Below are 22,146 nucleotides of genomic sequence, written 5' to 3'. Positions count from 1 at the left end.
TCACCACCCATGCCGATAGCGAAGGCCGAACCCGAACGGGAACAGCCCGGACTTTCCATCACCGACGTTGATCGGCTGCTGGTCGGCGCTGCGCATCCACGTCACCGGCAACTTGCCGGTGGGGTTGTAGTCACCGAAGAGGACGTCCGCGACGCCCTGGCCTTCCGAACCGGGCAGCCACGACGCGAGCAGCCCGTCCCAGTCCGGCAGCTGCCCGGCGATGTCCAGCGGCCGCCCGGAAACGAGCACCACCACGGTCGGGACCCCGCTGTCCTGAAGCCGCTTCAAGGTCGCCAGATCTTCGGCGTCGAGCCCCATTCCCTCCGGCTTGTCCCCGCGGCCCTCGGCGTACGGCGTCTCCCCGACCACCGCGACCGCGACGTCGTAGGACTTGTCGATCCCGTTCGCGTCCTTGTCGAAAGTGACCGTGGACGAGGCCTTCGCGGTGTGCCGGATCCCTTGCAGGATGGTCGTTCCCTCGGTGACCGGGCCGCTCTTGCCCTGCCAGCCGACGGTCCAGCCGCCGCTCTGGTTGCCGATGTCGTCGGCGCTCTTGCCCGCGACGAAGATCCGGTTGCGCGACTTGTCCAGCGGCAGCACCCGGTTCTCGTTCTTCAGCAGCACCTGCGATTCGCGGACGGCCTTCCGCGCGAGGGCGCGGTGCTCGTCGCTGCCGATGCTCTTGATGAACCGGCGATCGGTCAGCGGCCGTTCGAACAGGCCCAGTTCGAACTTCTTCGTCAGAATGCGCCGGTTCGCGTCGTCGATCCGCGCCTGCGTGACCCGCCCGGCGAGGACTTCGGCCTTCAGCGTGTCCATGAACTTCTGGTACTCGAAGGGCACCATGACCATGTCGATCCCGGCGTTGATCGACGCGGTGACCTCGGCCGGGGTGAAGCCCGGTTGCCGGTCGATCTGGTCGATGCCGTTGTAGTCCGAGATGACGATGCCCGAGAACTTCAGTTCGCCCTTGAGCACGTCGTTGATCAGGTAGGAACCGGCGTGCATCTTGAGCCCGTTCCAGCTGCTGTAGGAGATCATCACCGAACCGACCCCGCGGCGGACGGCCTCGCGGAACGGCGGCAGGTGCACCGCGCGGAGTTCGGCTTCGCTGATGTCGGTCTCGCCCTGATCGTCACCGCCGGTCGTGCCGCCGTCGCCGATGTAGTGCTTCGCGGTCGCGAGGACAGAACCGGGCGCGGACAGCGACCGGCCCTGCATACCGTCGATGGCCGTCGTCATCGCGGAGGCGATTTCCGGTACCTCGCCGAAGGATTCGTACGTCCGGCCCCACCGGTCGTTGCGCGCGACGCACAGGCACGGCGCGAAGTTCCAGTCGATCCCGGTGCCCGACACCTCTTCCGCGGTCGCGCGGCCGATCTTCCTGACCAGTTCGGGATCGCGTGTCGCGCCCAGGCCGATGTTGTGCGGGAAGACGGTGGCGCCGTAGAGCCCGTTGTGGCCGTGGACGGCGTCGACGCCGTAGATCAGCGGAATGCCGAGCCGGGTGGCGAGCGCTTCTTTCTGGAAACCGTCGTACATGTCGGCCCAGGTGACCGCGTTGTTCGGGGTCGGCTGGGAGCTGCCGCCGGAGAGCAGCGAGCCGAGCATTCCCTCGGTGACGTCGCCGGGTGCCTTGATGCCGAGGCGTTCGGCCTGCGTCATCTGGCCGATCTTCTCTTCCAGGGTCATCCGCGACAGCAGATCGGCCACGCGGACCTTCACCGGCCGCCAGGCGTCCCGGTACGCGGGGCCGTTTCCGGCCAGTGCCGGGGTGTGCGACCCCAGCACGAGCGCGGCGGCCAAAATCCCCAGGGTGACTCTCCGCATCCGGGTCCTCCTCGACACACGGGCGTAAGTTCAAGGCTTGAATTAACGCATGATGAAGCATCGTGGTCTAGACCTGCGAAAAAGACGGTTCCCGCTGACCGGCATCGACCCAGATCGATAACCTGGGGATTATGGAACTGCGGGATATCGAGATCTTCCTGGCGCTGGCCGACGAGCTCCATTTCGGCCGCACCGCGGACCGCCTGCACGTCTCGCAGGCACGGGTGAGCCAGTCGATCAAACAGGTCGAGCGCCGGATCGGCGCGCCGCTGTTCGCCCGCACCAGCAGGCGGGTCCGGCTCACGCCGATCGGCGAACGGCTGCGGGACGACCTCGGCCCCGCCTTCCGCGCGCTGCACGAAGGCATCGATCGCGCGGTCGCCGCCGGACGCGGGATCGGCGGTGTGCTGCGGCTGGGCTTCGAGGCACCCGGCGTCGCCGATCTGATCGAAGACCTGCTGGACCGTTTCCGGCAGCGCTACCCGGACACGGAACTGCTCATCCGGGAGGCCGATTTCGCCGACCCGTTCGCGATGCTGCGCTCGGGGGAGATCGACGTCCTGGTGACCCTGCTCCCGGCCGACGAACCCGAGCTCACGACCGGACCGGCCGTGCACACCGAACCGATGGTGCTCGCGGTGTCGTCGAAACACCCTTTCGCGCGAAGGAAGTCAGTCACGCTGGACGATCTCGCCCGCGACACCGTGCTCCGCGCGGCGCATCCGCCGGAGCCGTACTGGATCGAGGAGCCGCGGCAATGGCTGACGCCTGCCGGGCATCCCGTGACGCGGGGTAAACCCTTCGCGACGTTCCAGGAACTGCTCGCCGCGATCGCCACCGGCGCCGGCATCTGCCCGCTCGCCGCGCACGCGCGCGAGTACTTCAGCCACCCGCGAATCCGCTTCGTGCCCTTCGCCGGTTCACCCGACGTCGAGTGGGGACTCGTCTGGCCGCGCTCCGCCGAGACAGCCCGCGTACAGACCTTCGCAGCCGTCGCCTCCGCTTCGCTCCCCTGACTCCCCTGACTCCCCGCCGGCTCCCGCCCGCTACGCAATTCGTCCTCTACTTGCGGTCCTTGCACACGCAACTACCGCGTTTCGTCCTCTACTTGCGGCGTCGAGCTCACCGGGGTGCCAGTGGCAGACGTGTCGCGAAAGCCACTTTCGCGACGTTGAAGGTTGCGAAAGTGGCTTTCGCGACACGCCTCGCTCCAGCCAAGGCGCCGCGCGTCGGGCGGGGTGGTCGTGAGTGGTAAGTGGGGTTAGAACACGACTTACCACTCACGACCACCCGACCCGGCTCCCGCTCCCGCAATTCGTCCTCTACTTGCGGTCCTTGCACACGCAACTACCGCGTTTCGTCCTCTGAATGCGGCGTCCACCTGCGGCGGGGGAGCAAGGGACCTTTGCTATCGCCCTGACGCGCCCACCGCCCCGGACAACGTGAAGGCCCCCTTCCCTCGGCTCAGTCGAGGGAAGGGGGCCTTCACGCGAGTCCCGCGAAGAAAGCTAGCCGAGGACCTTCTCGAGCCAGCCCTGCTCGAGCTTCACGACCTGACCGTTCGCGGTCACGGTCGGCGTGCCGAAGCCGGGTCCGTTGCCGAAGTCCTGCTGCAGCGACGGATCCGTGGAGATCTTCTTGTACGCGTCCTGGATCTGCTGTTCGTAGACGCCGGTGTTGATCGCCGTCGCGAACGCCGGATCGGTGATGCCGACATCCTGGCCGAGCTTGATCAGCTGCCCCTTGTCGAACCCGCGCCCGCCTTCCTGAGGCTGGTCCTTGAACAGCGCGTCGTGGAAGGCGAGGAACTTGCCCGCGTCGGCCGCGGCGAGCGCGGCGTTGGCCGAGTCCAGCGAGTAGCCCGGCGGGTCCGAACGCTGGTTCAGCATCGGCAGCATGTGGTACCGGACCTGGAGGGTCCCGTTGTTCACCTGCTCGTGGATCTGGTCCTTGAACGACTCTTCGAACTGCTTGCAGATCGGGCACAGGAAGTCGGCGTAGACGTCGATGGTCTTCTTCGCCTCGGGCTTACCGGCGGTCACGGCGGCCCCGTCGCGCTTCTCGACGACGCCAGGGCCCCAGGTGCCCGTCTGCGCGCCGATCACCTTGCCCTCGGTGCTGTCCTTGCTGGACGTCGTCCAGATCACGCCACCGATCACCAGCGCGGCGAGGACGACCACCGCGACGGTGATCGCGACGACCTTCTTCTTGTCGCCGCCCGCGACGCCCCTGGCCTGTGCCACCGAGCGCGCCGCCGTCTGCTGCTGCTTGCGTTTCCGAGCGTTGCGCTCAGCTCCACCCACGATTATTCGTTCCCTTCAGCGATACCCACATAGTCGTCGTCGGCGGGGGCCCCGGAGTTCCCGAGCCAGCCGTCCACCGACAGCCAGGTCCGCGGCCGCACGATCAGCCAGACACCGAGCAGGGCGAACCCGAGGTCCCTGGCGATCTCCTGCGGATACTGCGTCTGATCCGCGGCGATCTGACCGCCGCCGCCGAAACAGCCGCAATCGATGCTCAGCCCGCGCGCCCAGGATTGGGCGATCGCGGCGATGAGCACCGCGAGCAGCAGCACCGACAGCACCGAAACCCAGCGGGTCACGAACCCGGCGAGCAGGAGCAGGCCGAGCGCCAATTCGACGATCGGCATCCCGATCGCCACCGGGCGCACGATCCCGTCCGGCAGGACATCGAAAGCCTGCACCGCGATGTAGGTCTGCCCCGGATCGCTGATCTTCAGCGCTCCGGAAACCAACCAGACGGCGGCGAGTCCGAGCCGGGCGAGTGTGCCCACGGCGTCGAGTACGACTTGGGGCGGTCTACGCACGGGCATAGGCTAGCCGCCAACCCTGAGAACAACGTGAGGCGGCGGACGGAGGCACCCGATGAGGGGACGCGCCCTGCTGGTGATCTGCTTGATGCTGGTCACAGCGGCGGTGGCCTGCGGCAAAGAGGCCGGTCCGTCGGATTCCCTCGTCGCCCGCGCCGTCGCGTTCAACAAACTCACCATCGGAATCCGGTTCGACCAGCCGGGGCTCTCCAAACAGACGGTCGACGGCCGGTACGTCGGTTTCGACGTCGACGTGGCGAAGTACATCGCGAGCGAATTGGGCGTCGACGAGGATCACATCACCTGGCACGACAGCAGGCCGTCGTCCCGCGAGACGGACATCACCTCCGGGATCACGGATTTGATGGTGGCGACCTACTCGATCACCGAAAAACGCAAACAGGCCGTCGCTTTCGCCGGCCCTTATTTCGACGTCGGCCAGGATCTGCTGGTCCGGCTCCGGTCGACCGACATCACCGGTCCCGAGAACCTCAACGGCCGCAAGCTGTGCGCCGTGGGCGGCACCACCTCGGCCGAGCAGGTGCGCGACAAGTTCGCGCAGGCCGTCCAGCTCATCGAGTACCCGCGCTATCAGGACTGCGTCACGGCGCTGCTCGCCGGACAGGTGGACGCGGTGACCACCGACGACGTCATCCTGGCCGGGTACGTGGCGCAGAACCCGGAGTTGCTGAGGGTCGTCGGCAAGCCGTTCTCGAAGGAGAAATACGGCGTCGGCCTGCGCAAGGACGACACCGAGGGCAAGGCGGCCGTGGCCAGGGCCATCCAGAAGATGATCTCGTCCGGGGACTGGCTCGCCTCGCTGAACCGCAACATCGGCCCGTCCGGCTACCGGATCCCGCCCCCGCCGCAGGTTACCGAGCGGTGACCCTTCCCGATCTGCCGGTTCGCGCCGTCCTGCCCGAACTCGAAGCCGCACTCGACGCCCACGGCACCGCTGTGCTCGTCGCGCCCCCGGGAACCGGTAAGACCACTTTGGTCCCGCTCGCGCTGGACAACGGTGCAGGCCGGGTGATCGTCGCCGAACCCAGGCGGCTGGCCGCGCGTGCCGCGGCGGCGCGGATGGCGTCGCTGCTGGGCGAACGGGTCGGTGAGACGGTCGGCTATTCGGTGCGCGGGGACCGGAAGGTGTCTTCTTCGACGCGGATCGAAGTGGTCACCTCGGGGCTGCTGGTCCGGCGAGTGCAGGGCGACCCCGAACTGGCCGGGGTGTCGACCGTCCTGCTCGACGAATGCCACGAACGCCATCTCGACGCGGATCTACTGCTCGCGCTGCTGCTGGACGTCCGCGCCGGGCTGCGGGACGACCTGCGCCTGCTCGCGACGTCCGCCACCGTGGCCGCCGGACGGCTGGCGGCCTTGCTCGGGGACGCGCCGGTGATCACCGCTCAGGCACGGACTTACCCGGTCGACGTCACGTACTCCCCGCCCGTGCGCGGCGAGCGGGTCGAAGCGACCGTGGCCCGCGCGATCCACAAAGCACTGTCCGAAGGGGACGGTGACGTGCTCGCCTTCCTCCCGGGCGCGGGCGAGATCGCCAGGGTGAGCGGGCTGCTCAACGGACTGGACGCCGACGTGCTGCCACTGCACGGCCGGCTTTCGGCGGCGAGCCAGGACGACGCGCTGCGCCCGCGCGCCCGCCGCCGGGTGGTGCTTTCGACGTCGGTCGCCGAGTCCAGCCTGACCGTGCCCGGGGTGCGCGCGGTGGTGGATTGCGGGCTGTCCCGGGTACCGCGTGTCGATCACCGGCGGGGCTTGCCCGGGCTGGCGACGGTCCGGGTTTCGGCCGCGGTCGCGGAACAGCGCGCCGGCCGCGCCGGACGTGAGGCGCCGGGCCGTGCTTACCGGTGCTGGGCGGCGCACGAGCAGGGTTCCCTGCCCGCGTACCCCGAACCCGAGATCAGGACAGCGGAACTGGCGCGGTTCGCGCTCGAACTCGCGTGCTGGTCCACGCCGGACGGTTCCGCCCTCGCCTGGTGGGACCCGCCCGGTGAAGGCGCGCTGGCCGCCGGTCGCGCGTTGCTGACCACGCTCGGGGCGACCGCGGAAGACGGGACGGTGACCGAACGCGGCCGGAAGATGGCCGGGCTGGGCCTGCATCCTCGGCTGGCGCGAGCGTTGCTCGACGGCGCGGCACGGACCAACGCGCGGTCGGCGGCCGAGGTCGTCGCACTCCTGGACAGCGGCGGCACGCTGACCGATCTCGAAGCCGAGCTGCGACGAATACGAGGCGACGAGCGCTGGAAGTCCGACGTGCGAAGGCTTTCCAAACTGGTGCCGGACGGCGGCGGCAAGGCCGATCCGGCGCTGGTCGTGGCACTGGCGCATCCCGAACGGCTCGCGCGACGGCGGTCCGCGGGCACGCCGGTGTATCTGATGGCAGGCGGGACCGCGGCGGAACTTCCGCGCGGAAGCGGGCTGGCCGACGTCGAATGGCTGGCGGTGGCCGAAGCGACCCGGGATCCCGGTCGCGCGCAGGGAATCATCCGGCTGGCCGCGCCCGCGGACGAAGACCTCGCGGTGCGCGCCGCACCGAATCTGGTGTCGTCGCAGGACGAGGTGCGCTGGTCTTCAGGTGACGTCGTGGCACGTTCGGTGCGGCGGCTCGGGGCGATCGTGCTGTCGGAGAAACCGTTGCGCTCGCCAGCGCCGGACGCGATCCGCGCCGCGCTGCTGGACGGTCTGCGCGCCGAAGGGCTCGGCCTGCTGCGGTGGTCGGAAGACGGGCGACGTCTGCGCGAACGCTTGTCCTTCCTGCACCGGGTATCGGGCTCACCTTGGCCCGAGGTCTCCGATACCGCACTTTTGTCCACTTTGGACTCGTGGCTCGATCTCGGCTCGGCGCGACGACGGTCGGACCTCGCCTCACTGGACGCGGGAGCCGCGTTGCGCGGGCTGATGCCCTGGCCCGAGGCGTCCCGTTTGGACGAACTGGCGCCGGACCGGCTGGAGGTGCCGTCGGGTTCGCGGATCCGGGTCGACTACTCGGGCGAGCAGCCGGTGCTGGCCGTGAAACTGCAGGAGACCTTCGGCTGGCTCGCGACGCCGGAACTGGCGGGCGTACCCGTCGTGCTGCACCTGCTCTCCCCCGCCGGACGGCCCGCCGCGGTCACCGCCGATCTGGAGTCGTTCTGGCGCAACGGTTACGCGGCCGTGCGCGCCGACCTCCGCGGGCGCTACCCGAAGCATCCGTGGCCGGAAGACCCGCTGAGCGCCGCACCCACCCGGCGGACCCGGCGCCGGACGTGAGTCAGTCCATCAGCTGGTGCTGAGGCCGGGTCGGCAGCTGCGACGCCAGCTCCTCGTCGTCCTCCCGTTCGTTCAGCCCGAGCTGCACCGCACTCCGGATCTGCTCGCGGTTCTCCCGCACCACATGCGCGAAGAACTCGTCGATGCGCGGGTCCGTCAGCACCTCGAGGATCACGCGCATCGCGGTGTCTATCACCGAACGCACCACCTCGTCGTGGAACGGCAGCTTCGAAAGCCGTCCCGCCTGCGGGTCGTTCTTGAGTTTCTCGGCGATGATCCCGCGCAGCAGTGTCTGGTTCTCGCCGAGTGAGCGCGCGAGGTTCTGCGGGTAGTTCCCGGTTTCCAGCACCTTGACGACCTCGTCGAGCACCGCGATCGTGATCGGTTTCTTGATCGCCAGCACGATCGGCCGCGAAAGCCGTTCGACCAGCCGCTGCGTGAACCGTTCCCCGAAAGCGCGGTCGGCCGTGCGCGCGAGCCGGACGAGCACCACCAGGATCCGCAGCAGCCGGAACCCGCGCAGCGCCGGATGCGCGATGGGGATCATGCCGAGGATCTCGTACCAGTTGCGCAGCGGGAACCACTTCTCCCAGCCGTGGCGCCGCCACCGCCACAGGAATTCCAGCGCGAAGATCCCGCACACCGTCGTGTCGATGACGAAGACGGTGTGCGCCGTCTCCTCCGAATGCGGGAAGAACGTCACGTAGACGAGCAGCCCGACGGAGAACACGGCGAGGGCGAGCATCACCAGGTCGAGCGGATTCACGCGCCGTTGTTCGCGGGTGGTCATGGCGCCGATTCTGCCTTTCCGCCGTGACTCGTGCCGAGCGGCACCTGCCGAAAGTAAGGGGTGACCGATGACTTCGGGTCAATGTCCTCGGGTGCCTCCGCGCAGAAGACTTGCACAACACGAAGGAGGGCGCGGATGATCACGCTTCGAGGACTCACGAAGCGCTATGGCGAGAAGACGGTGGTCGACGGGCTGACCTTCGCCGTCGAGCCGGGCAAGGTGACCGGTTTCCTCGGTCCCAACGGTGCGGGCAAGTCGACGACCATGCGGATGACGCTCGGCCTCGACACGCCGAGCGCGGGCGAGGTCCACATCGACGGCAAGCGGTACGCGGACCTGCCGCACCCGCTGCGCGAAGTCGGCGCGCTGCTGGAAGCCAAGGCACTGCACCCGGGCCGGAGCGCGGGCAAGCACCTGCTGGCGATGGCGCGCAGCAACGGGATCCCGGATGCCCGGGTGGACGAGGTGCTCGCGACGGTCGGGCTCACCGACGTCGCGGGTAAGCGGGCCGGGACGTTCTCCCTCGGCATGGGGCAACGGCTCGGCATCGCCGGCGCGCTGCTGGGCGACCCGCGGGTGCTGATGTTCGACGAGCCGGTCAACGGCCTCGACCCCGACGGCGTCCGCTGGGTGCGGCAGCTGATGCGGTCGCTCGCGGCGGAGGGCCGCACGGTGTTCGTGTCGAGCCACCTGATGAGCGAAATGCAGCTGACCGCGGACCGGCTGGTCATCATCGGCAAGGGAAAACTGCTCGCCGACGCCCCGGTCGACGAATTCATCGCGGGCAATTCGCGGACCTCGGTCGCGGTGCGGGTGCCCGTTCCCGGCGAATTGCGAGCGCTCGAACAGCGGCTGCGCGCCCTCGGCGCGACCACGGAAATCGACCGGGACGAACTTCTCGTGCACGACCTGCCCGTGCACCGCGTCGGCGACACCGTGCACGAACTGGGCATCCGCGTGCACGAGCTGGCCGAGCGGACGGCGTCACTCGAACAGGCCTACATGGAACTGACCGCGTCGTCGGTCGAATACGGAACGGGAGTAGCGGCATGAAGTCACTCGTGGTCATGGTGGCGGTGATCGCCGGCCTGCTGGGGGTGCCGGCGGCCGCGTCGGCGGCACCGGCTTTGTCACTGCCCGCGCCGGGTGGCCCCCTGCCGATCGGGTTGCGCACGCTGCATCTCACCGATCAGAAGCGAGCAGACCCGTGGGTGCCCGAGAAGCGACGGGAGCTGATGGTCAACGTCTGGTACCCGGCCGTCCCGATCGGGCGTATGTCGCCGTACATGACCGAAGCGGAGTCCGCGGCGGCGGTCGCCGGGCGGAAACTCGATCTGCCGCCGGACGCGCTGAGCAAGATCCGGGTCCACTCGAAGGAGAACGCGCCTTCCCTGCCCGGGCGGCGTCCGCTGGTGGTGCTGTCGCCGGGTGCGGGCAACAACCGGATCACCCTGACCTCGGTCGCGGAACACCTCGCTTCGCAGGGTTTCGTGGTCGCCGGGATCGACCACGCCTACGAAGCTTGGGCGACGGAGTTCCCCGACGGGCTGCGCCAGTGTGTCGCTTGTGGACAGCAGCCTGACCCGTGGCCCGCCGCGATCGCGAACCGCGCGATCGACACGACGTTCGTCGTCGACACCCTGGTGAAGGACCGTCGCTGGTCGATCGACGCCGGGAAGATCGGGATGGCCGGTCACTCGGCGGGCGGTTCGGCGACCGCCGCCGCGATGGCCGCCGACCGGCGGATCAAGGCGGGCGTGAACGTCGACGGCCCGTTCTTCGGCACCGTTTCCCTCGATCGGCCGTTCCTGCTGCTGACCAGCCCGACCGGCGAGAAGCACTTCCGCGAGTCCTGGGACGAGACCTGGCCTCGGCTGACCGGACCGAAGAGGGACTTCCTGGTCAAGGACAGCGGCCATTCGTCGGTGACGGACGCGGCGATCCTGATCGACCAGCTGGGCCTGCGAAAGCACCTGCCTCCGGCCGAGGTGGAGAACCAGTACGGCTCGATCGACTCGTGGGAGGCGCTGGAGTTCTTCCGCGGCGAGCTGACCGGCTTCTTCAAGAAGTGGAGCGCCCGATGAACGCGGCCTCGTCGGAATGGACGAAGTTCTGGTCGGTGCGGTCGACCTGGTGGTGCCTGATCAGCGGCGTCCTGCTGATGCTCGCCTACTCCGGCGCGGTGGGCCTGGCCGCGAACGCGGGCGTCGAACGCTCGATGGCCCCGCACGCCGTGGTGATCGGAGCGGCTTTCTACCTCACGCAGTTCGCCGTGGTCGCGCTGGCGACACTGTTCATCACGAGCGAGTACGCCAGCGGCAGCATCCGCTCGACCCTGCAATGGGTCCCCGTGCGGAACCGGGTCCTCGCGGCGAAATCAGCGGTCCTGGTGCCGGTCTTGTTCTGCTACGGCGTCCTGAACACGCTCGTCGGCGTGGCGATCTCGGCGCCGCTGATCCCGGCGCAGGATTCGTCGGTGGGCGAAGTTCTCGCGACTTCGGCGAGTATGGGCGGCTACTTCGCACTGCTGGGGCTGCTGTGTCTCGGTCTGGGGACGGCGCTGCGGAGCACGGCGGGGACGATCGTGACGGTGTTCGTGCTGCTGGTGATGATCCCGATGTTCGCCGGGTCGCTGGGCGGCGAAGACGCCGTGAACTACTTCCCCGGCTTCGCGGGCGTCAACGCGATGCTCGCTTCAGGAGAGCCGAACCCGATCTTCGGCGGCGTCGCGCCCTACGCGCGCTGGGTCGGCATCGCGCTCTGCACGGCTTGGGCGGCAGCCGGTCTGGCCGCCGGTTCCACCGTCCTGCGGCGCCGCGACGCCTGACGGGGAAGCAAGGGACCTTTGCTATCACTTCTCTCGATGTTGAGACAAGTGGTAGCAAAGGTCCCTTGCTCTCTTCGCGCAGGTGGGCGCCGGGACTGTGTGGATTTCTGGTCATCCAACGCACCAAAATCCACACAGTCACCGGCCATCGAGGGGTGTGTGGAAATAGGGACACTCAACGTCCCTATTTCCACACACCCCCTCGCGACAGCAAAGGTCCCTTGCTCCCCTCAGCACTCAAAACCGCAGGTCAGCGCCCCCGGCGATAGCAAAGGTCCCCTGCTATCCCGCCACCCCGAGCCCCGCCAGCACCTCCCGCGCCCCCGCCGTCAGCTCCGCGAGATCCGGCGGCGCCAGCGAGCCGGTCCCGGCCAGCGCGTCGAAGATCGTCCCGTCCAGCCACGCGACGAGCACCCGCGCGTGCCGCTCCGGCTCCGCCGAGCCGCGGGCGGCCAGCACCTCGGCACACCGCCGCCGGATCATCAGCCCGCCCCGGTCGTAGGCCTCCCGCAGCTCCGGCCGCCGCGTCGCCTCCAGCGCGAACTCGTACCGCGCGAGCATCCGCGTCCGCCCGTCCGTGATAGCCGCGTGCGCGAACCCCGCCACGTACTCGGCCAGCCCGCCGGGCGGCGGGTCGAGGGTGACCTCGTCGAGTTCGACCATCCGCGAGATCGCCAGCTCCAGCAGCGCCGCCCGCGTCCGCGCGTAGTACGACGTCGAGCCCGACGGCAGCCCGGCGAACCGGTCGACCGCGCGGTGCGTCAGCCCCCGCATCCCTTCGGCCGCGATCACCTCGATGGCCGCGTCCCCGATCGTCGCCTTTCGCACTCTACAAGTGTAGTAGTACTCTACACATGTAGAGGAGGTCGACATGCGCAAAGCGATCGTGGTCGGCGGAGGAATCGGCGGACTGACGGCGGCCATCGGGCTGCGCGGCATCGGCTGGGAGGTCACCGTCCTGGAACGCGCCCCGGAACTCACCGCCGTCGGCGCGGGCATCTCCCTGTGGCCGAACGCCCTGCGCTCACTCGAAACGCTGGACGTCCACCTCGACAGCCTGCGGGAACAGTCGTCGGGCGGCCTCCACGACCGCGAAGGCCGACGCATCACCCGATGGGACGCCGAGGCGTTCCGCCGTCACCACGGACGTCCGCTCGCCGCCATCCACCGCGCCGACCTCATCGGCGCACTCCGCGACGCGCTGCCCGCCGGCTGCGTCCGCACCGGCACCGAGGTCACCGTCCTCGACGATCTCGACGCGGACCTCATCGTCGCCGCCGACGGCATCCACAGCACAGCACGCGCACGACTCTGGCCGGGACATCCCGAACCGGTCTACAGCGGCAGCACCGCCTTCCGCGCGGTGGCCACCCCTCCCCGCCCGGTCGAGCTCAGCACGAGCTGGGACGACGGCGCCGAGATCGGCGTCATCCCCTTGCACGACGGCCGCGTCTACTGGTGGGCGAGCTACGTCGCCGAAGCGGGAATCCGTTACGAAGACCCGAAGTCGTACCTGAAGAACCGCTTCGGCGGCTGGCACGAGCCCATTCCCGAACTCATCGACGCGACAGAGCCGGAGACGCTGCTCCACCACGATCTCTACCTGCTCGGCACTCCCCTGCCCGCATACGTGAAAGGCCGCGTCGCCCTTCTCGGCGACGCGGCCCACGCGATGCCGCCCTTCCTCGGCCAAGGCGGCTGTCAGGCGATCGAAGACGCCGTCGTGCTCGCCGCCGCGCTCAGCACCACCGAAGACATCGACACGGCACTGAAGAGCTACGACGAGCAAAGGCGGCCACGCAGCCAAGGCGTCGTCAAAGCCTCGGTCCAGGCCGGGAAAATCGGGCCGCAGCTGCGCAACCCGCTCGCCGTCGCCGTCCGCAACGGCGTGTTCCGCCTGCTCCCCGGTGCGCTCACCGCCCGCATCGGCGCCGGCGTCAGCGGCTGGATTCCTCCCGTTCCCCGCCGACCAGTCCCGCCTCGTACGCCGTGATCGCCGCCTGCACCCGGTTCCGGGCGCCGAGCCGGTTGAGGATCGTGCTCACATAAGCTTTCACGGTGCCCTCGACGACGAACAGCTTCGCCGCGATGTCCGCATTGGACAGTCCGGAACCCAGCAGCGCCAGCACTTCCTGCTCGCGCGGCGTCAGTTTGCCGACCATCTCCTTCGCCTCTTCGACCCGGGAAACCTGGTTGCCGGAGAAGCGGGCGATGACCCGCTGCGCGACCTTCGGCGAGAGGAAGGCCGCGCCACCGGCGACAGCGTGGATCCCCGCGAGCAGTTCGCGGGGATCACCGGATTTCAACAGGAAGCCGCTCGCGCCGAGCCCCAGCGCGCGCTCGATGTAGGCGTCTTCGCCGAACGTGGTCAGCATGATCACGCCGATCTCCGGCAGCAGCCGCCGGATCTCCTCGGCGGCCTTGAGCCCGTCCATGACCGGCATCCGGATGTCCAGCAGCACGACGTCCGGCCTGGTCGCGCGTGCCTGCTCGACGGCGGCGCTGCCGTTCTCGGCCTCCGCGACCACTTCGATCCCGGCGTCCGCCGCCAGGATCGCCGACACCCCGGCGCGGATCATCGCCTCGTCATCGGCCAGCACCACCCGGATCATCCGGGTTCCCCCTTTGCTCGTCCTCGGTGATCATGTCCTTCGCCACGAGCTTCCCATCGGCGAAACACAGCCGGTAGGCCTCGTAGTTCAAGTTGAACACGGTGCGCTCGGTGCCGTAGTACTCGCATGTCGCTCCGGCGGGCGCCGTCGGTTCCACCACGCGTGGCCGCGCGATCCGCTGGCCGGCGGGCAGGACGGACGCGAGCTCCGCCCGCGTCTGGCCCAGCCGGATGCGGTCGTAGTCGCCGCCGGGCAGTACGGAGCGGTACCACTGGACGAGGAACACGGAGCCGCTGATCGCGACCACCACGCCGAAGAGCCCGATCGGCACGACGATCGCCTGGATCAGGCTGCGCCGGACGTCCCGCCGGGCGCGTTCCAGTTCCCTGGCCGAAACCGACTGCCCCACCTCGGCGTCCATCGCTGCCTGACTCTCCGGCGTCTCCTCCGACGGCGCCGCGTCGTGCGGCAAGGTCGCGCCGACCTCGAATCCGCCGTCATGGGGTCCGGCCCGCAAGGTCCCGCCGACCAGCCGGACCCGCTCGCGCAGGCCGATCAGCCCCCGTTTTCCCGAAGTCCTGCCCGGCAGTGGCCCCGCGGGTGGCGCGGCGTTGGTGACCACGACGTCCGTCCGTCCCGCCGAACGCGCGACCCGGACGGTGACAGCCGCACCCGGCGCGTGTTTCACCACGTTCGTGACCGATTCCTGGACCACGCGATACGCGGCGCGGTCGACCATCCGCGGCTCACCGTCCACCGGGCCGTCCACGGAGGACACGATCAGCACGCCCGACGCCCTGGCGCGGTCGAGCAGGTCGTCGATGCTCTCGTCCACCGGTTCGGTGGGCGCGTCGTCCTCGCGAAGGACCCCGATGATCTCGCGCAGCCGCTCGGTCGCCGTCGCGGCGCTCTGCCGCAGCTCACCCGCGGCCTGCCGCTGCGGCTCGTCGAGCCCGCCCGCGACCTCCAGCGCCGCCGCGCGCACCGCGATGAGACTCAGCTCGTGACCCAGCGAGTCGTGCATGTCGCTGGCGATCCGGGTGCGCTCGCGCAGCCGCGCGCGGTCGGCGACGAGCCGCTGCCGGCTCTCCATCTCCTCGGCGCGGCGCCAGCCGTCGCGCGCCATGTCCTCACGCTGCCGGACGTAGCGGCCCATCAGCCACGGCGTCACCGACGCGAAGACCAAGACGCCGAGCAGGGCGCCCCAGGACGCGAATCCGTCCCTGCTCCACACCAGCGCGACGGGGACCGCGACCAGGGAAACGACGGTGAAGAGACGCAGCATCGGCTTCGCGACCGGCTGCCGGTAGCCGGCGAGGTAGCTCACCGCGACCAGGACGAACCCTTCCCAGATCGGCACCCGGCCGCCGAAGCTGCCCATGACGACGAAACTGGCGACCATCGCGATCCCGAGCGAGACCAGTGGATATCGGCGTGACAACGCGATCGCGGCGGTGGTCGCGGTGAGCCCGGCGAGCAGTTCCCAGTGCCTCGTGCTGGATCCGGCGTCGATGACCACCCAGCCGCAGAGCCCGAGCCACAGGGCGACGTCCATGATCAGCCGTCGCCCGCGCCGCACCGGCTCTTCCGCGTCCTTCACAGGCTTGGACGCTACAAGTCGCGCCGAGCCGTCCGCCATGGACGAAAGTAAAGGTCCCCCGATCATCCGGTCTCCGCCGGATTCATGAGGCATGATGATCGACCATGGCCGAGCGCACACTCACCGGCCAGCTAGGCGGTCCTGTCCCGGCAGGCATCGAAGCGCTGGCCGACAACGAAAAGCAAGACCTCTCCGACGCGTTGCGCGACGCGCGCCACCGCCAGGCCAAGGCCTTGGCCGAGGCGGGCGAAGAGGGCCTGAAGTACGTACCCGCCCTTCTGCGCGGCACCATCCGCAAGGTGGTGGGCCTGTGACCACCGAAAACTTCGCCGCGCAGGCGGAGATCCTCAAACTCGCCCGCGTCCTCGGCACCGCCCCCGAGCGACTGTCCTACCTGGAAAACGTGGACGCGGCCGAGCTTCAGGCGTTCCGCGAGCAGGTCACGGACACGCTGTTCGACGCCAACCTCGCCGCCCTCGAACGGATGGCGATGGCGAGCAAGCTCGTACCGAGCCCGATCCTCGCGAAGATCGCCGAGAAGGTCTTCGGCCCGCTTCTGTGCGCGCGGATCGCCGGGCTCGTAGACGTCTCCCGAGGCGTCGACGTCGCGAAGCGCCTGAAGCCGCAGTTCCTGTCCGACGTCGCGGCCGAGTTGGACCCGCGCCGGGCGAGCGCGATCATCGCGCGCATCCCGCTCGACACCGTCGTCGCGGTCGCCGGGGAGCTGGTGCGCCGCGAGGACTGGATCACCGTCGGCCGCTTCGTCGGCCACCTGCCCGACCCGACGGTGCGCAGGGCCCTCGGCGTCATCGGCGACGAGGCCCTGATCCGCATCGCGTTCGTCCTCGACGACAAGAGCCGGATCGATCACGTCCTCGGGCTGCTCTCCGAAACCCGGTTCCGCGGCCTCCTGCGGGTCGCGGCCGCCGACGAGGACCTGTGGGCGCCGGTGCTCGACCTGCTCACCCATCTGAGCGAGAAGCGCGTCGAGCAGTGGTCCCACCTGCTCGACGAACTCCCGCCCGCGCTGCGTGAGCGGGTCCAGGAGACCCTCGACCAGGCCTCCTGACCGCCGGGGGAGCAAGGGACCTTTGCTATCGCTTTGACGCGAAACCGCTGGTCAGCAGCTCCCCGCGGCGCCACACGGCCGCCGTCAGCGGCACCCCGGGCCGGTACGCCAGGTGCGTCGTCGAAGGCGCCTCCAGCACCTGAAGGTCGGCGCGCGCCCCAGGCCGCACGAAGCCCACGTCGTCACGCCGAAGCGCGCGAGCGCCACCCGCCGTCGCCGCCCACACCGCCTCGTCGATCGTCATCCGCATCTGCAGCACCGCGGTCGTGACGCAGAACGCCATCGACGTCGTGTACGAACTGCCCGGATTCGCGTTGCTCGCCAGCGCGACCGTCGCCCCCGCGTCCAGCAGCCGTCGCGCCGGCGCCAACGGCTGCCGGGTCGACAGGTCGCACGCCGGCAACAGGGTCGCGACGGTGTCCGAAGCGGCAAGAGCCTCGACGTCCGCTTCGCTCAGGTACGTGCAGTGGTCGACACTCGCCGCCCCCAGCTCGACGGCGAGCCGCACCCCGGGCCCCTCCCCCAGCTGGTTCCCGTGCACCCGCAGCCCGAGACCGCGTTCCCGCGCCGCCTTCAGCACCCGCCCGGACTGCGCCTCGTCGAACGCGCCGGTCTCGCAGAACACGTCCGCCCACCGCACGAGCGGCGCCACGGCGTCGAGCATGTCGCCGCAGACGAGGTCCACGTAGGACTCCGCGTCGGCGCCCGGCGGCACCAGGTGCGCGCCGAGGAAGGTGACCTCGTCGGCCACCTCGGCGGCGATCCGCGCGGAACGCACTTCATCCTCGACGTTGAGCCCGTACCCGGTCTTCGTCTCCAGGCAGGTCGTCCCCTGCTTCGCCGCTTCATCGACGTGACGCCGCAGATTCGCCGCCAGCTGCTCGTCGGAAGCCGATCGCGTCGCATTGACAGTGACCGCGATACCCCCGGCGCTGTACGCCTTCCCGGCCATCCGCGCCTCGAACTCGGCCGTCCGGTCGCCGGCGAACACGAGGTGCGTGTGGCTGTCCACCCAGCCGGGCAGCACCGCACGGCCGTCGACGTCGATCCGCTCGTCCGCTTCCGGCGCGTCCGCCGCCGAGCCGACCCAGGCGATCACTTCGCCGTCGACGACGACCGCCGCGTCGCGGAGCTTGCCCAGTTCGGCGTCGTTCGTGGTGAGCTCGCCGATACCCGTGATCAGGACTGCCACAGTGCCTCGATCTCCTTGGCCAAGACCGTTTCCGGCCGGTCGATCAGCTGGTGTACGCCATCGCGGACGACCTCGCGCCCGGCGACGACGACATTCCGGACATCCGCGCCGGACGCGGCGAAGACCACCCCGGACGGCTCGATCCCGGCGGTCCGCACCGATCCGAGGCCGACCGTGACCAGGTCGGCGCCCGCGCCCGGAGCCAGCCTGCCGACCTCGTCCCAGCCGACGGCGCCATGATCCGTCGCCGCCGCGAGGAGTTCCCCCGCGGAGAACCGGCCGCGCCGCTCGCTCGCGAGCCGCTCGTTCAGCTCCAGCGCCCTGGCCTCTTCGAACGCGTCGACGACCGCGTTGCTGTCGCTGCCGACGCACAACCGCACCCCCGCGTCCAGCAGCGTCCGCGCCGGGCCGATGCCGTCGCCGAGATCCCGCTCGGTCGTCGGGCAGAAGCACGCACGGCTTCGCGCCTCACCGAGCCATTTGATGTCGCCCGCGGTCAGGTGGGTCGCGTGCACCGCGGTGAGCCGCTCGCCGAGCACTCCGTGGTCGTGGAGCAACCCCGTCGGCGTCCTGCCATACGCCGCCAGGCATTGCTCGTTTTCGGCCCGTTGCTCGGAAAGGTGGATGTGCAGCGGCCCAGTCCCTCGATCCACTTCGGACAGTTGATCTTCGGGAACGGCGCGCACCGAATGGATCGCGCCGCCCACCCGGAACGTCTCCCCCGCACGCAAGTCGCCGACCCGTTGCGCCCACTTCGCAGCCGACCCGTCGGAGAATCGCTGCTGCACCTCGTCGGGTTCCACATCGATACCACCGGCCAGGTAACACGTGTCGAGGAGGGTGAGCCGGATCCCGGCGTCCGCGGCCGCCTGCCGCAGCGCCTCGCCCATCGCGTTCGGCTCGGCGTAAGGCTTTCCACCCGGCGCGTGGTGCAGGTAGTGGAACTCGCCGACACTCGTGTACCCGGCCAGCACCATCTCGGCGTAGACCCCGCGCGCCAAGCGATAGTACGAATCCGGCTCCAGCCGGGACGCGAGCGAGTACATCCGCTCGCGCCACGTCCAGAACGTCCCGCGATCGTGGTGCGTCCGGCCGCGCAGCGCACGGTGGAACGCGTGCGAGTGCCCGTTGGCGAAGCCCGGCAAGGTCAGTCCATTCAGGACGGATCCCTCTCGAGGCGCATTCGCCGTCACGGAGGCGATCTTCCCGCCGTCGACCTCGATCCGGACGGCGTCGGCGATCCCGTCCGGCAACCAGGCCCGCTCACACCAATATGTCGTCATGTCGACAGTTTTTCCAGGACGTCCGCGAGCGCGCGGGCACCGTGGTCGACGTCCTCCGCCTCGGAGAACTCCTCCGGGGAATGGCTGATGCCGGTCGGATTGCGCACGTAGAGCATTCCGGACGGGACGAATCCGGCGAGGATCGCCGCGTCGTGCCCGGCCCCGGTCGGCAGCTCCGGCGGCCCACCGAGCCAGGTGCCCAGGTCACGGCGCAGCGCGTCGTCGAAGATCACGTCGTCCGAGTACGACTCCCTGGTGACCTCGACCCGGCAGCCCTCCTGACCGGCGGCTTCTTCGGCCAGCTTCGCGATCTCCGCGACCAATTCGGGCGTAGCCGTGCCCGGCACCCGCGCGTCCAGCCACAAGTCCACAGTGGACGCGATGACGTTGGTCCCGCCGGGAACCGGCACGAGCCTGCCGACCGTGGCCCTGGCGTCGGACGTCGCCTTCGCGAGTTTCCGCACGGCGAGGACGGTCTCGGCCGCCGGGATCATCGGATCGCGACGATCACCGATCAGCGTCGCACCGGCGTGGTTTCCCTGTCCCTGGAAGGAGAACCGCCATCGCCCGTGCGCGATCACCGTGTTGCCGACCGCGACCGGCGAGCCGAGGTCGATCAGCCCGCGTCCCTGCTCGACGTGCAGTTCGAGGAACCGCCCGATCAGGCCGAGGCGCTCGGAGTCCTTGCCGACCCGCTCGGGATCCAGCCCGGACTTCGCCGCCGCTTCCGCGAACGTGACTCCGTCGGGATCGCGCAGCCCGCGCGCCTTGTCCGCGTCGATGGTCCCGGTCAGCAGCCGCGAGCCGAGGCAGGGCACCCCGAACCGGCCGCCTTCTTCCTCGGCGAAGACCACGACGGCGAACGGCTTGGCGGGCCGGATTCCCTTGGCCTGCAAGATCTCCACCGCGTCGAGCGCGCTCGCGACGCCGAGCGGGCCGTCGAAGGCGCCGCCGCCGGGAACCGAGTCGAGATGGCTCCCGGTGACGACCGCGTCCGGGCCCGGGGTGCCCCACCAGGCCCAGATGTTGCCGTTGCGGTCGGTCTCGATGCCGAGCCCCAGCCGTCCGGCACGCTCGACGAACCACGCGCGGAGCTCGGTTTCGGCCGCGTCGAAGGCGTGGCGGGAGTAGCCGCCGCGCTTCGGGTCGCGGCCGACGTCCGAGATCTCCGCCAGCAGTGAGGACGCGGTCACTCGGCGTCCCGCATCGGCACGCGCACGCCACGCTCGTCGGCGACCTCGGCGGCGCGGTCGTAACCGGCGTCGACGTGCCGGATGACGCCCATGCCCGGGTCGTTGGTGAGCACGCGCTCGAGTTTCTGCGCGGCCAGCGGGGTTCCGTCGGCCACGCTGACCTGGCCCGCGTGGATGGAGCGGCCCATGCCGACGCCGCCGCCGTGGTGGATCGACACCCAACTGGCCCCCGAGGAGGTGTTGACCAGCGCGTTCAGCAGCGGCCAGTCGGCGATCGCGTCGGAACCGTCGGCCATGCCCTCGGTCTCGCGATACGGCGAGGCGACGCTGCCCGAGTCGAGGTGGTCGCGGCCGATGACGACCGGCGCCTTCAGCTCGCCACTGGCGACCATCTCGTTGAAGCGCAGACCAGCGAGGTGTCGCTCGCCGTAGCCGAGCCAGCAGATCCGCGACGGAAGTCCCTGGAAGGCGACGCGTTCACCGGCGAGGCGGATCCAGCGCGCGAGGGATTCGTTCTCCGGGAACAGTTCCAGCATCGCGCGGTCGGTGGCCGCGATGTCCTCGGGGTCACCCGACAGCGCCGCCCAGCGGAACGGGCCGTTGCCCTCGCAGAACAGCGGGCGGATGTAGGCGGGCACGAACCCCGGGAAGTCGAACGCGCGCTCGCAGCCGCCGAGTTTCGCCTCACCGCGCAACGAGTTGCCGTAGTCGAAGACCTCGGCGCCCTTGTCGAGGAAGCCGAGCATCGCCTCGACGTGCTCCGCCATCGACTCGCGGGCGCGTTCGGTGAACTCGTCGGGCTTCTTGTCCGCGTAGTCCTGCCACTCGTCGACGCCGATGCCCTTGGGGAGATAGGAAAGCGGGTCGTGCGCGGAGGTCTGGTCGGTGACGATGTCGACCTCGACGCCGCGGCGCAGCAGTTCGGGGAGCACCTCGGCGGCGTTGCCGACGACACCGACCGACAGCGCGCGCTTCTCCTTCTTGGCGGCCTCCACGCGGCGGATCGCGTCGTCGAGATCGTCGGCGACCTCGTCGAGGTAGCGGGTCTCGACGCGGCGGTGGGCCCGCTGCGGGTCGCATTCGATGACGAGCGCGACGCCGTCGTTCATCGTGACGGCCAGCGGCTGGGCGCCACCCATGCCACCGAGACCGGCGGTGACGGTGAGCGTGCCCTTGAGGCTGCCTCCGAACCGCTTCTTGGCGACGGCGGCGAAAGTTTCGTAGGTGCCTTGCAGGATTCCCTGCGTGCCGATGTAGATCCAGGAACCCGCGGTCATCTGGCCGTACATGGTCAGGCCCTGTGCTTCCAGGCGGCGGAATTCCGGCCACGTCGCCCAGTCGCCGACGAGGTTGGAGTTCGCGATGAGCACCCGCGGCGCCCACTCGTGCGTGCGGAAGACGCCGACCGGCTTGCCGGACTGGACGAGCAGCGTCTCGTCACTGTCCAAAGTGGTCAGTTCGCGGGTGATCGCGTCGAAGCTGGCCCAGTTGCGGGCGGCCTTGCCGGTGCCGCCGTAGACGACCAGGTCCTCCGGGCGCTCGGCGACGTCGGGGTCGAGGTTGTTGTGGAACATCCGCAACGCGGCTTCGGTCTGCCAGTTCTTCGCGGTGAGCGTGGTGCCTCGGGCGGCACGGACCGTGCGGGTCATGGGG

Annotated in this window: 20 protein-coding genes; 9 read left to right on the top strand and 11 right to left on the bottom strand. The window is 69.7% G+C overall.

Translation table 11 applies throughout. The features are described from left to right. Positions 1 to 1,830: a glycoside hydrolase family 3 protein gene (locus tag B0293_RS16905; RefSeq protein WP_005164153.1), complete on the bottom strand. Its 1,830-nt coding sequence runs from the start codon at positions 1,828 to 1,830 to the stop codon at positions 1 to 3. A 131-nt stretch (positions 1,831 to 1,961) separates the two neighbouring features. On the opposite strand from B0293_RS16905, the gene B0293_RS16900 reads away from it, so the two are divergent. Next, positions 1,962 to 2,846 carry a LysR family transcriptional regulator gene (locus B0293_RS16900; protein ID WP_005164155.1) on the top strand — a complete coding sequence of 295 codons (885 nt, stop codon included), beginning with the start codon at positions 1,962 to 1,964 and terminating at the stop codon, positions 2,844 to 2,846. A 492-nt stretch (positions 2,847 to 3,338) separates the two neighbouring features. Here B0293_RS16900 and B0293_RS16895 read toward each other — a convergent pair whose 3' ends face one another. Continuing rightward, positions 3,339 to 4,133, bottom strand: coding sequence for a DsbA family protein (locus tag B0293_RS16895; protein ID WP_005168460.1), 795 nt, complete (start codon positions 4,131 to 4,133; stop codon positions 3,339 to 3,341). Between the two features lie 2 nt (positions 4,134 to 4,135). Continuing rightward, positions 4,136 to 4,624: a MauE/DoxX family redox-associated membrane protein gene (locus B0293_RS16890; protein WP_005168457.1), complete on the bottom strand. Its 489-nt coding sequence runs from the start codon at positions 4,622 to 4,624 to the stop codon at positions 4,136 to 4,138. Positions 4,625 to 4,715: 91 nt separating this feature from the next. Here B0293_RS16890 and B0293_RS16885 point away from each other — a divergent pair, with 91 nt between their 5' ends. Together B0293_RS16885 and hrpB are read left to right on the top strand one after the other, a co-directional pair. Continuing rightward, positions 4,716 to 5,546 carry a glutamate ABC transporter substrate-binding protein gene (locus B0293_RS16885; RefSeq protein ID WP_005168456.1) on the top strand — a complete coding sequence of 277 codons (831 nt, stop codon included), beginning with the start codon at positions 4,716 to 4,718 and terminating at the stop codon, positions 5,544 to 5,546. Continuing rightward, positions 5,543 to 7,927 carry an ATP-dependent helicase HrpB gene (gene hrpB, locus B0293_RS16880; protein WP_005168454.1) on the top strand — a complete coding sequence of 795 codons (2,385 nt, stop codon included), beginning with the start codon at positions 5,543 to 5,545 and terminating at the stop codon, positions 7,925 to 7,927. The genes B0293_RS16885 and hrpB overlap by 4 nt, the downstream gene beginning before the upstream one ends. A 1-nt stretch (position 7,928) precedes the next feature. Here hrpB and B0293_RS16875 read toward each other — a convergent pair whose 3' ends face one another. After that, positions 7,929 to 8,717, bottom strand: coding sequence for an ion transporter (locus B0293_RS16875; RefSeq protein ID WP_005168452.1), 789 nt, complete (start codon positions 8,715 to 8,717; stop codon positions 7,929 to 7,931). Between the two features lie 135 nt (positions 8,718 to 8,852). Between B0293_RS16875 and B0293_RS16870 the strand changes: the two genes are divergently transcribed. From B0293_RS16870 to B0293_RS16860, 3 genes are read left to right on the top strand one after another with little or no spacing between them, the layout of a single operon-like run. Further along, positions 8,853 to 9,770 carry an ABC transporter ATP-binding protein gene (locus B0293_RS16870; protein ID WP_005168451.1) on the top strand — a complete coding sequence of 306 codons (918 nt, stop codon included), beginning with the start codon at positions 8,853 to 8,855 and terminating at the stop codon, positions 9,768 to 9,770. After that, positions 9,767 to 10,801 (top strand): alpha/beta hydrolase family protein, encoded by a 1,035-nt coding sequence (locus B0293_RS16865; protein ID WP_039920102.1) that lies wholly within the window; start codon positions 9,767 to 9,769, stop codon positions 10,799 to 10,801. Before B0293_RS16870 ends, B0293_RS16865 begins: the two co-directional genes overlap by 4 nt. Further along, on the top strand, positions 10,798 to 11,544 hold the full coding sequence (locus B0293_RS16860) for an ABC transporter integral membrane protein (RefSeq protein WP_005168449.1): 747 nt from the start codon (positions 10,798 to 10,800) through the stop codon (positions 11,542 to 11,544). The genes B0293_RS16865 and B0293_RS16860 overlap by 4 nt, the downstream gene beginning before the upstream one ends. A gap of 282 nt (positions 11,545 to 11,826) precedes the next feature. On the opposite strand, the gene B0293_RS16855 is transcribed toward B0293_RS16860, so the two are convergent. Beyond that, on the bottom strand, positions 11,827 to 12,372 hold the full coding sequence (locus B0293_RS16855) for a TetR/AcrR family transcriptional regulator (protein ID WP_005168447.1): 546 nt from the start codon (positions 12,370 to 12,372) through the stop codon (positions 11,827 to 11,829). 43 nt (positions 12,373 to 12,415) lie between these two features. On the opposite strand from B0293_RS16855, the gene B0293_RS16850 reads away from it, so the two are divergent. Further along, positions 12,416 to 13,537, top strand: coding sequence for an FAD-dependent monooxygenase (locus B0293_RS16850; protein ID WP_005168444.1), 1,122 nt, complete (start codon positions 12,416 to 12,418; stop codon positions 13,535 to 13,537). Here the strand turns inward: B0293_RS16850 and B0293_RS16845 are convergent. Together B0293_RS16845 and B0293_RS16840 are read right to left on the bottom strand one after the other, a co-directional pair. Further along, the gene (locus B0293_RS16845; RefSeq protein ID WP_039920100.1) at positions 13,482 to 14,156 is read right to left on the bottom strand and encodes a response regulator transcription factor; all 675 of its coding nucleotides are present in this window, start codon (positions 14,154 to 14,156) and stop codon (positions 13,482 to 13,484) included. The two genes, B0293_RS16850 and B0293_RS16845, sit on opposite strands and share 56 nt — an antisense overlap. Beyond that, the gene (locus B0293_RS16840; RefSeq protein ID WP_039920105.1) at positions 14,131 to 15,735 is read right to left on the bottom strand and encodes a sensor histidine kinase; all 1,605 of its coding nucleotides are present in this window, start codon (positions 15,733 to 15,735) and stop codon (positions 14,131 to 14,133) included. The genes B0293_RS16845 and B0293_RS16840 overlap by 26 nt, the downstream gene beginning before the upstream one ends. 125 nt (positions 15,736 to 15,860) lie before the next feature. On the opposite strand from B0293_RS16840, the gene B0293_RS16835 reads away from it, so the two are divergent. Then, on the top strand, positions 15,861 to 16,070 hold the full coding sequence (locus tag B0293_RS16835) for a hypothetical protein (protein WP_005168441.1): 210 nt from the start codon (positions 15,861 to 15,863) through the stop codon (positions 16,068 to 16,070). Continuing rightward, positions 16,067 to 16,825 carry a hypothetical protein gene (locus B0293_RS16830; RefSeq protein WP_005168439.1) on the top strand — a complete coding sequence of 253 codons (759 nt, stop codon included), beginning with the start codon at positions 16,067 to 16,069 and terminating at the stop codon, positions 16,823 to 16,825. Before B0293_RS16835 ends, B0293_RS16830 begins: the two co-directional genes overlap by 4 nt. 25 nt (positions 16,826 to 16,850) lie before the next feature. On the opposite strand, the gene hutI is transcribed toward B0293_RS16830, so the two are convergent. From hutI to hutU, 4 genes are read right to left on the bottom strand one after another with little or no spacing between them, the layout of a single operon-like run. Next, on the bottom strand, positions 16,851 to 18,017 hold the full coding sequence (gene hutI, locus B0293_RS16825; RefSeq protein ID WP_005168437.1) for an imidazolonepropionase: 1,167 nt from the start codon (positions 18,015 to 18,017) through the stop codon (positions 16,851 to 16,853). Then, on the bottom strand, positions 18,005 to 19,300 hold the full coding sequence (locus B0293_RS16820) for a formimidoylglutamate deiminase (RefSeq protein ID WP_005168435.1): 1,296 nt from the start codon (positions 19,298 to 19,300) through the stop codon (positions 18,005 to 18,007). The genes hutI and B0293_RS16820 overlap by 13 nt, the downstream gene beginning before the upstream one ends. Continuing rightward, a complete protein-coding gene (locus tag B0293_RS16815) occupies positions 19,297 to 20,493 on the bottom strand; it encodes an allantoate amidohydrolase (RefSeq protein ID WP_005168431.1) in 1,197 nt (398 codons plus the stop codon). The genes B0293_RS16820 and B0293_RS16815 overlap by 4 nt, the downstream gene beginning before the upstream one ends. Further along, positions 20,490 to 22,142, bottom strand: coding sequence for a urocanate hydratase (hutU, locus tag B0293_RS16810; RefSeq protein ID WP_005168430.1), 1,653 nt, complete (start codon positions 22,140 to 22,142; stop codon positions 20,490 to 20,492). The genes B0293_RS16815 and hutU overlap by 4 nt, the downstream gene beginning before the upstream one ends. Positions 22,143 to 22,146: the final 4 nt, after the last annotated feature.

Origin of the sequence: Amycolatopsis azurea DSM 43854, from assembly GCF_001995215.1 — a bacterium.
Taxonomy (GTDB): Bacteria; Actinomycetota; Actinomycetes; order Mycobacteriales; family Pseudonocardiaceae; genus Amycolatopsis; species Amycolatopsis azurea.
This window is presented reverse-complemented; position numbering and strand designations above follow the sequence as displayed.

Excerpts from the sequence above, each read along its gene's own strand:
- B0293_RS16860 (WP_005168449.1), top strand. The coding sequence starts at position 10,798 with ATGAACGCGGCCTCGTCGGAATGGACGAAGTTCTGGTCGGTGCGGTCG.
- B0293_RS16885 (WP_005168456.1), top strand. The coding sequence starts at position 4,716 with ATGAGGGGACGCGCCCTGCTGGTGATCTGCTTGATGCTGGTCACAGCG.
- B0293_RS16900 (WP_005164155.1), top strand. The coding sequence starts at position 1,962 with ATGGAACTGCGGGATATCGAGATCTTCCTGGCGCTGGCCGACGAGCTC.
- B0293_RS16865 (WP_039920102.1), top strand. The coding sequence starts at position 9,767 with ATGAAGTCACTCGTGGTCATGGTGGCGGTGATCGCCGGCCTGCTGGGG.
- B0293_RS16875 (WP_005168452.1), bottom strand. The coding sequence starts at position 8,717 with ATGACCACCCGCGAACAACGGCGCGTGAATCCGCTCGACCTGGTGATG.
- B0293_RS16850 (WP_005168444.1), top strand. The coding sequence starts at position 12,416 with ATGCGCAAAGCGATCGTGGTCGGCGGAGGAATCGGCGGACTGACGGCG.
- B0293_RS16905 (WP_005164153.1), bottom strand. The coding sequence starts at position 1,830 with ATGCGGAGAGTCACCCTGGGGATTTTGGCCGCCGCGCTCGTGCTGGGG.
- hutU (WP_005168430.1), bottom strand. The coding sequence starts at position 22,142 with ATGACCCGCACGGTCCGTGCCGCCCGAGGCACCACGCTCACCGCGAAG.
- B0293_RS16835 (WP_005168441.1), top strand. The coding sequence starts at position 15,861 with ATGGCCGAGCGCACACTCACCGGCCAGCTAGGCGGTCCTGTCCCGGCA.
- B0293_RS16820 (WP_005168435.1), bottom strand. The coding sequence starts at position 19,300 with ATGACGACATATTGGTGTGAGCGGGCCTGGTTGCCGGACGGGATCGCC.
- B0293_RS16870 (WP_005168451.1), top strand. The coding sequence starts at position 8,853 with ATGATCACGCTTCGAGGACTCACGAAGCGCTATGGCGAGAAGACGGTG.
- B0293_RS16845 (WP_039920100.1), bottom strand. The coding sequence starts at position 14,156 with ATGATCCGGGTGGTGCTGGCCGATGACGAGGCGATGATCCGCGCCGGG.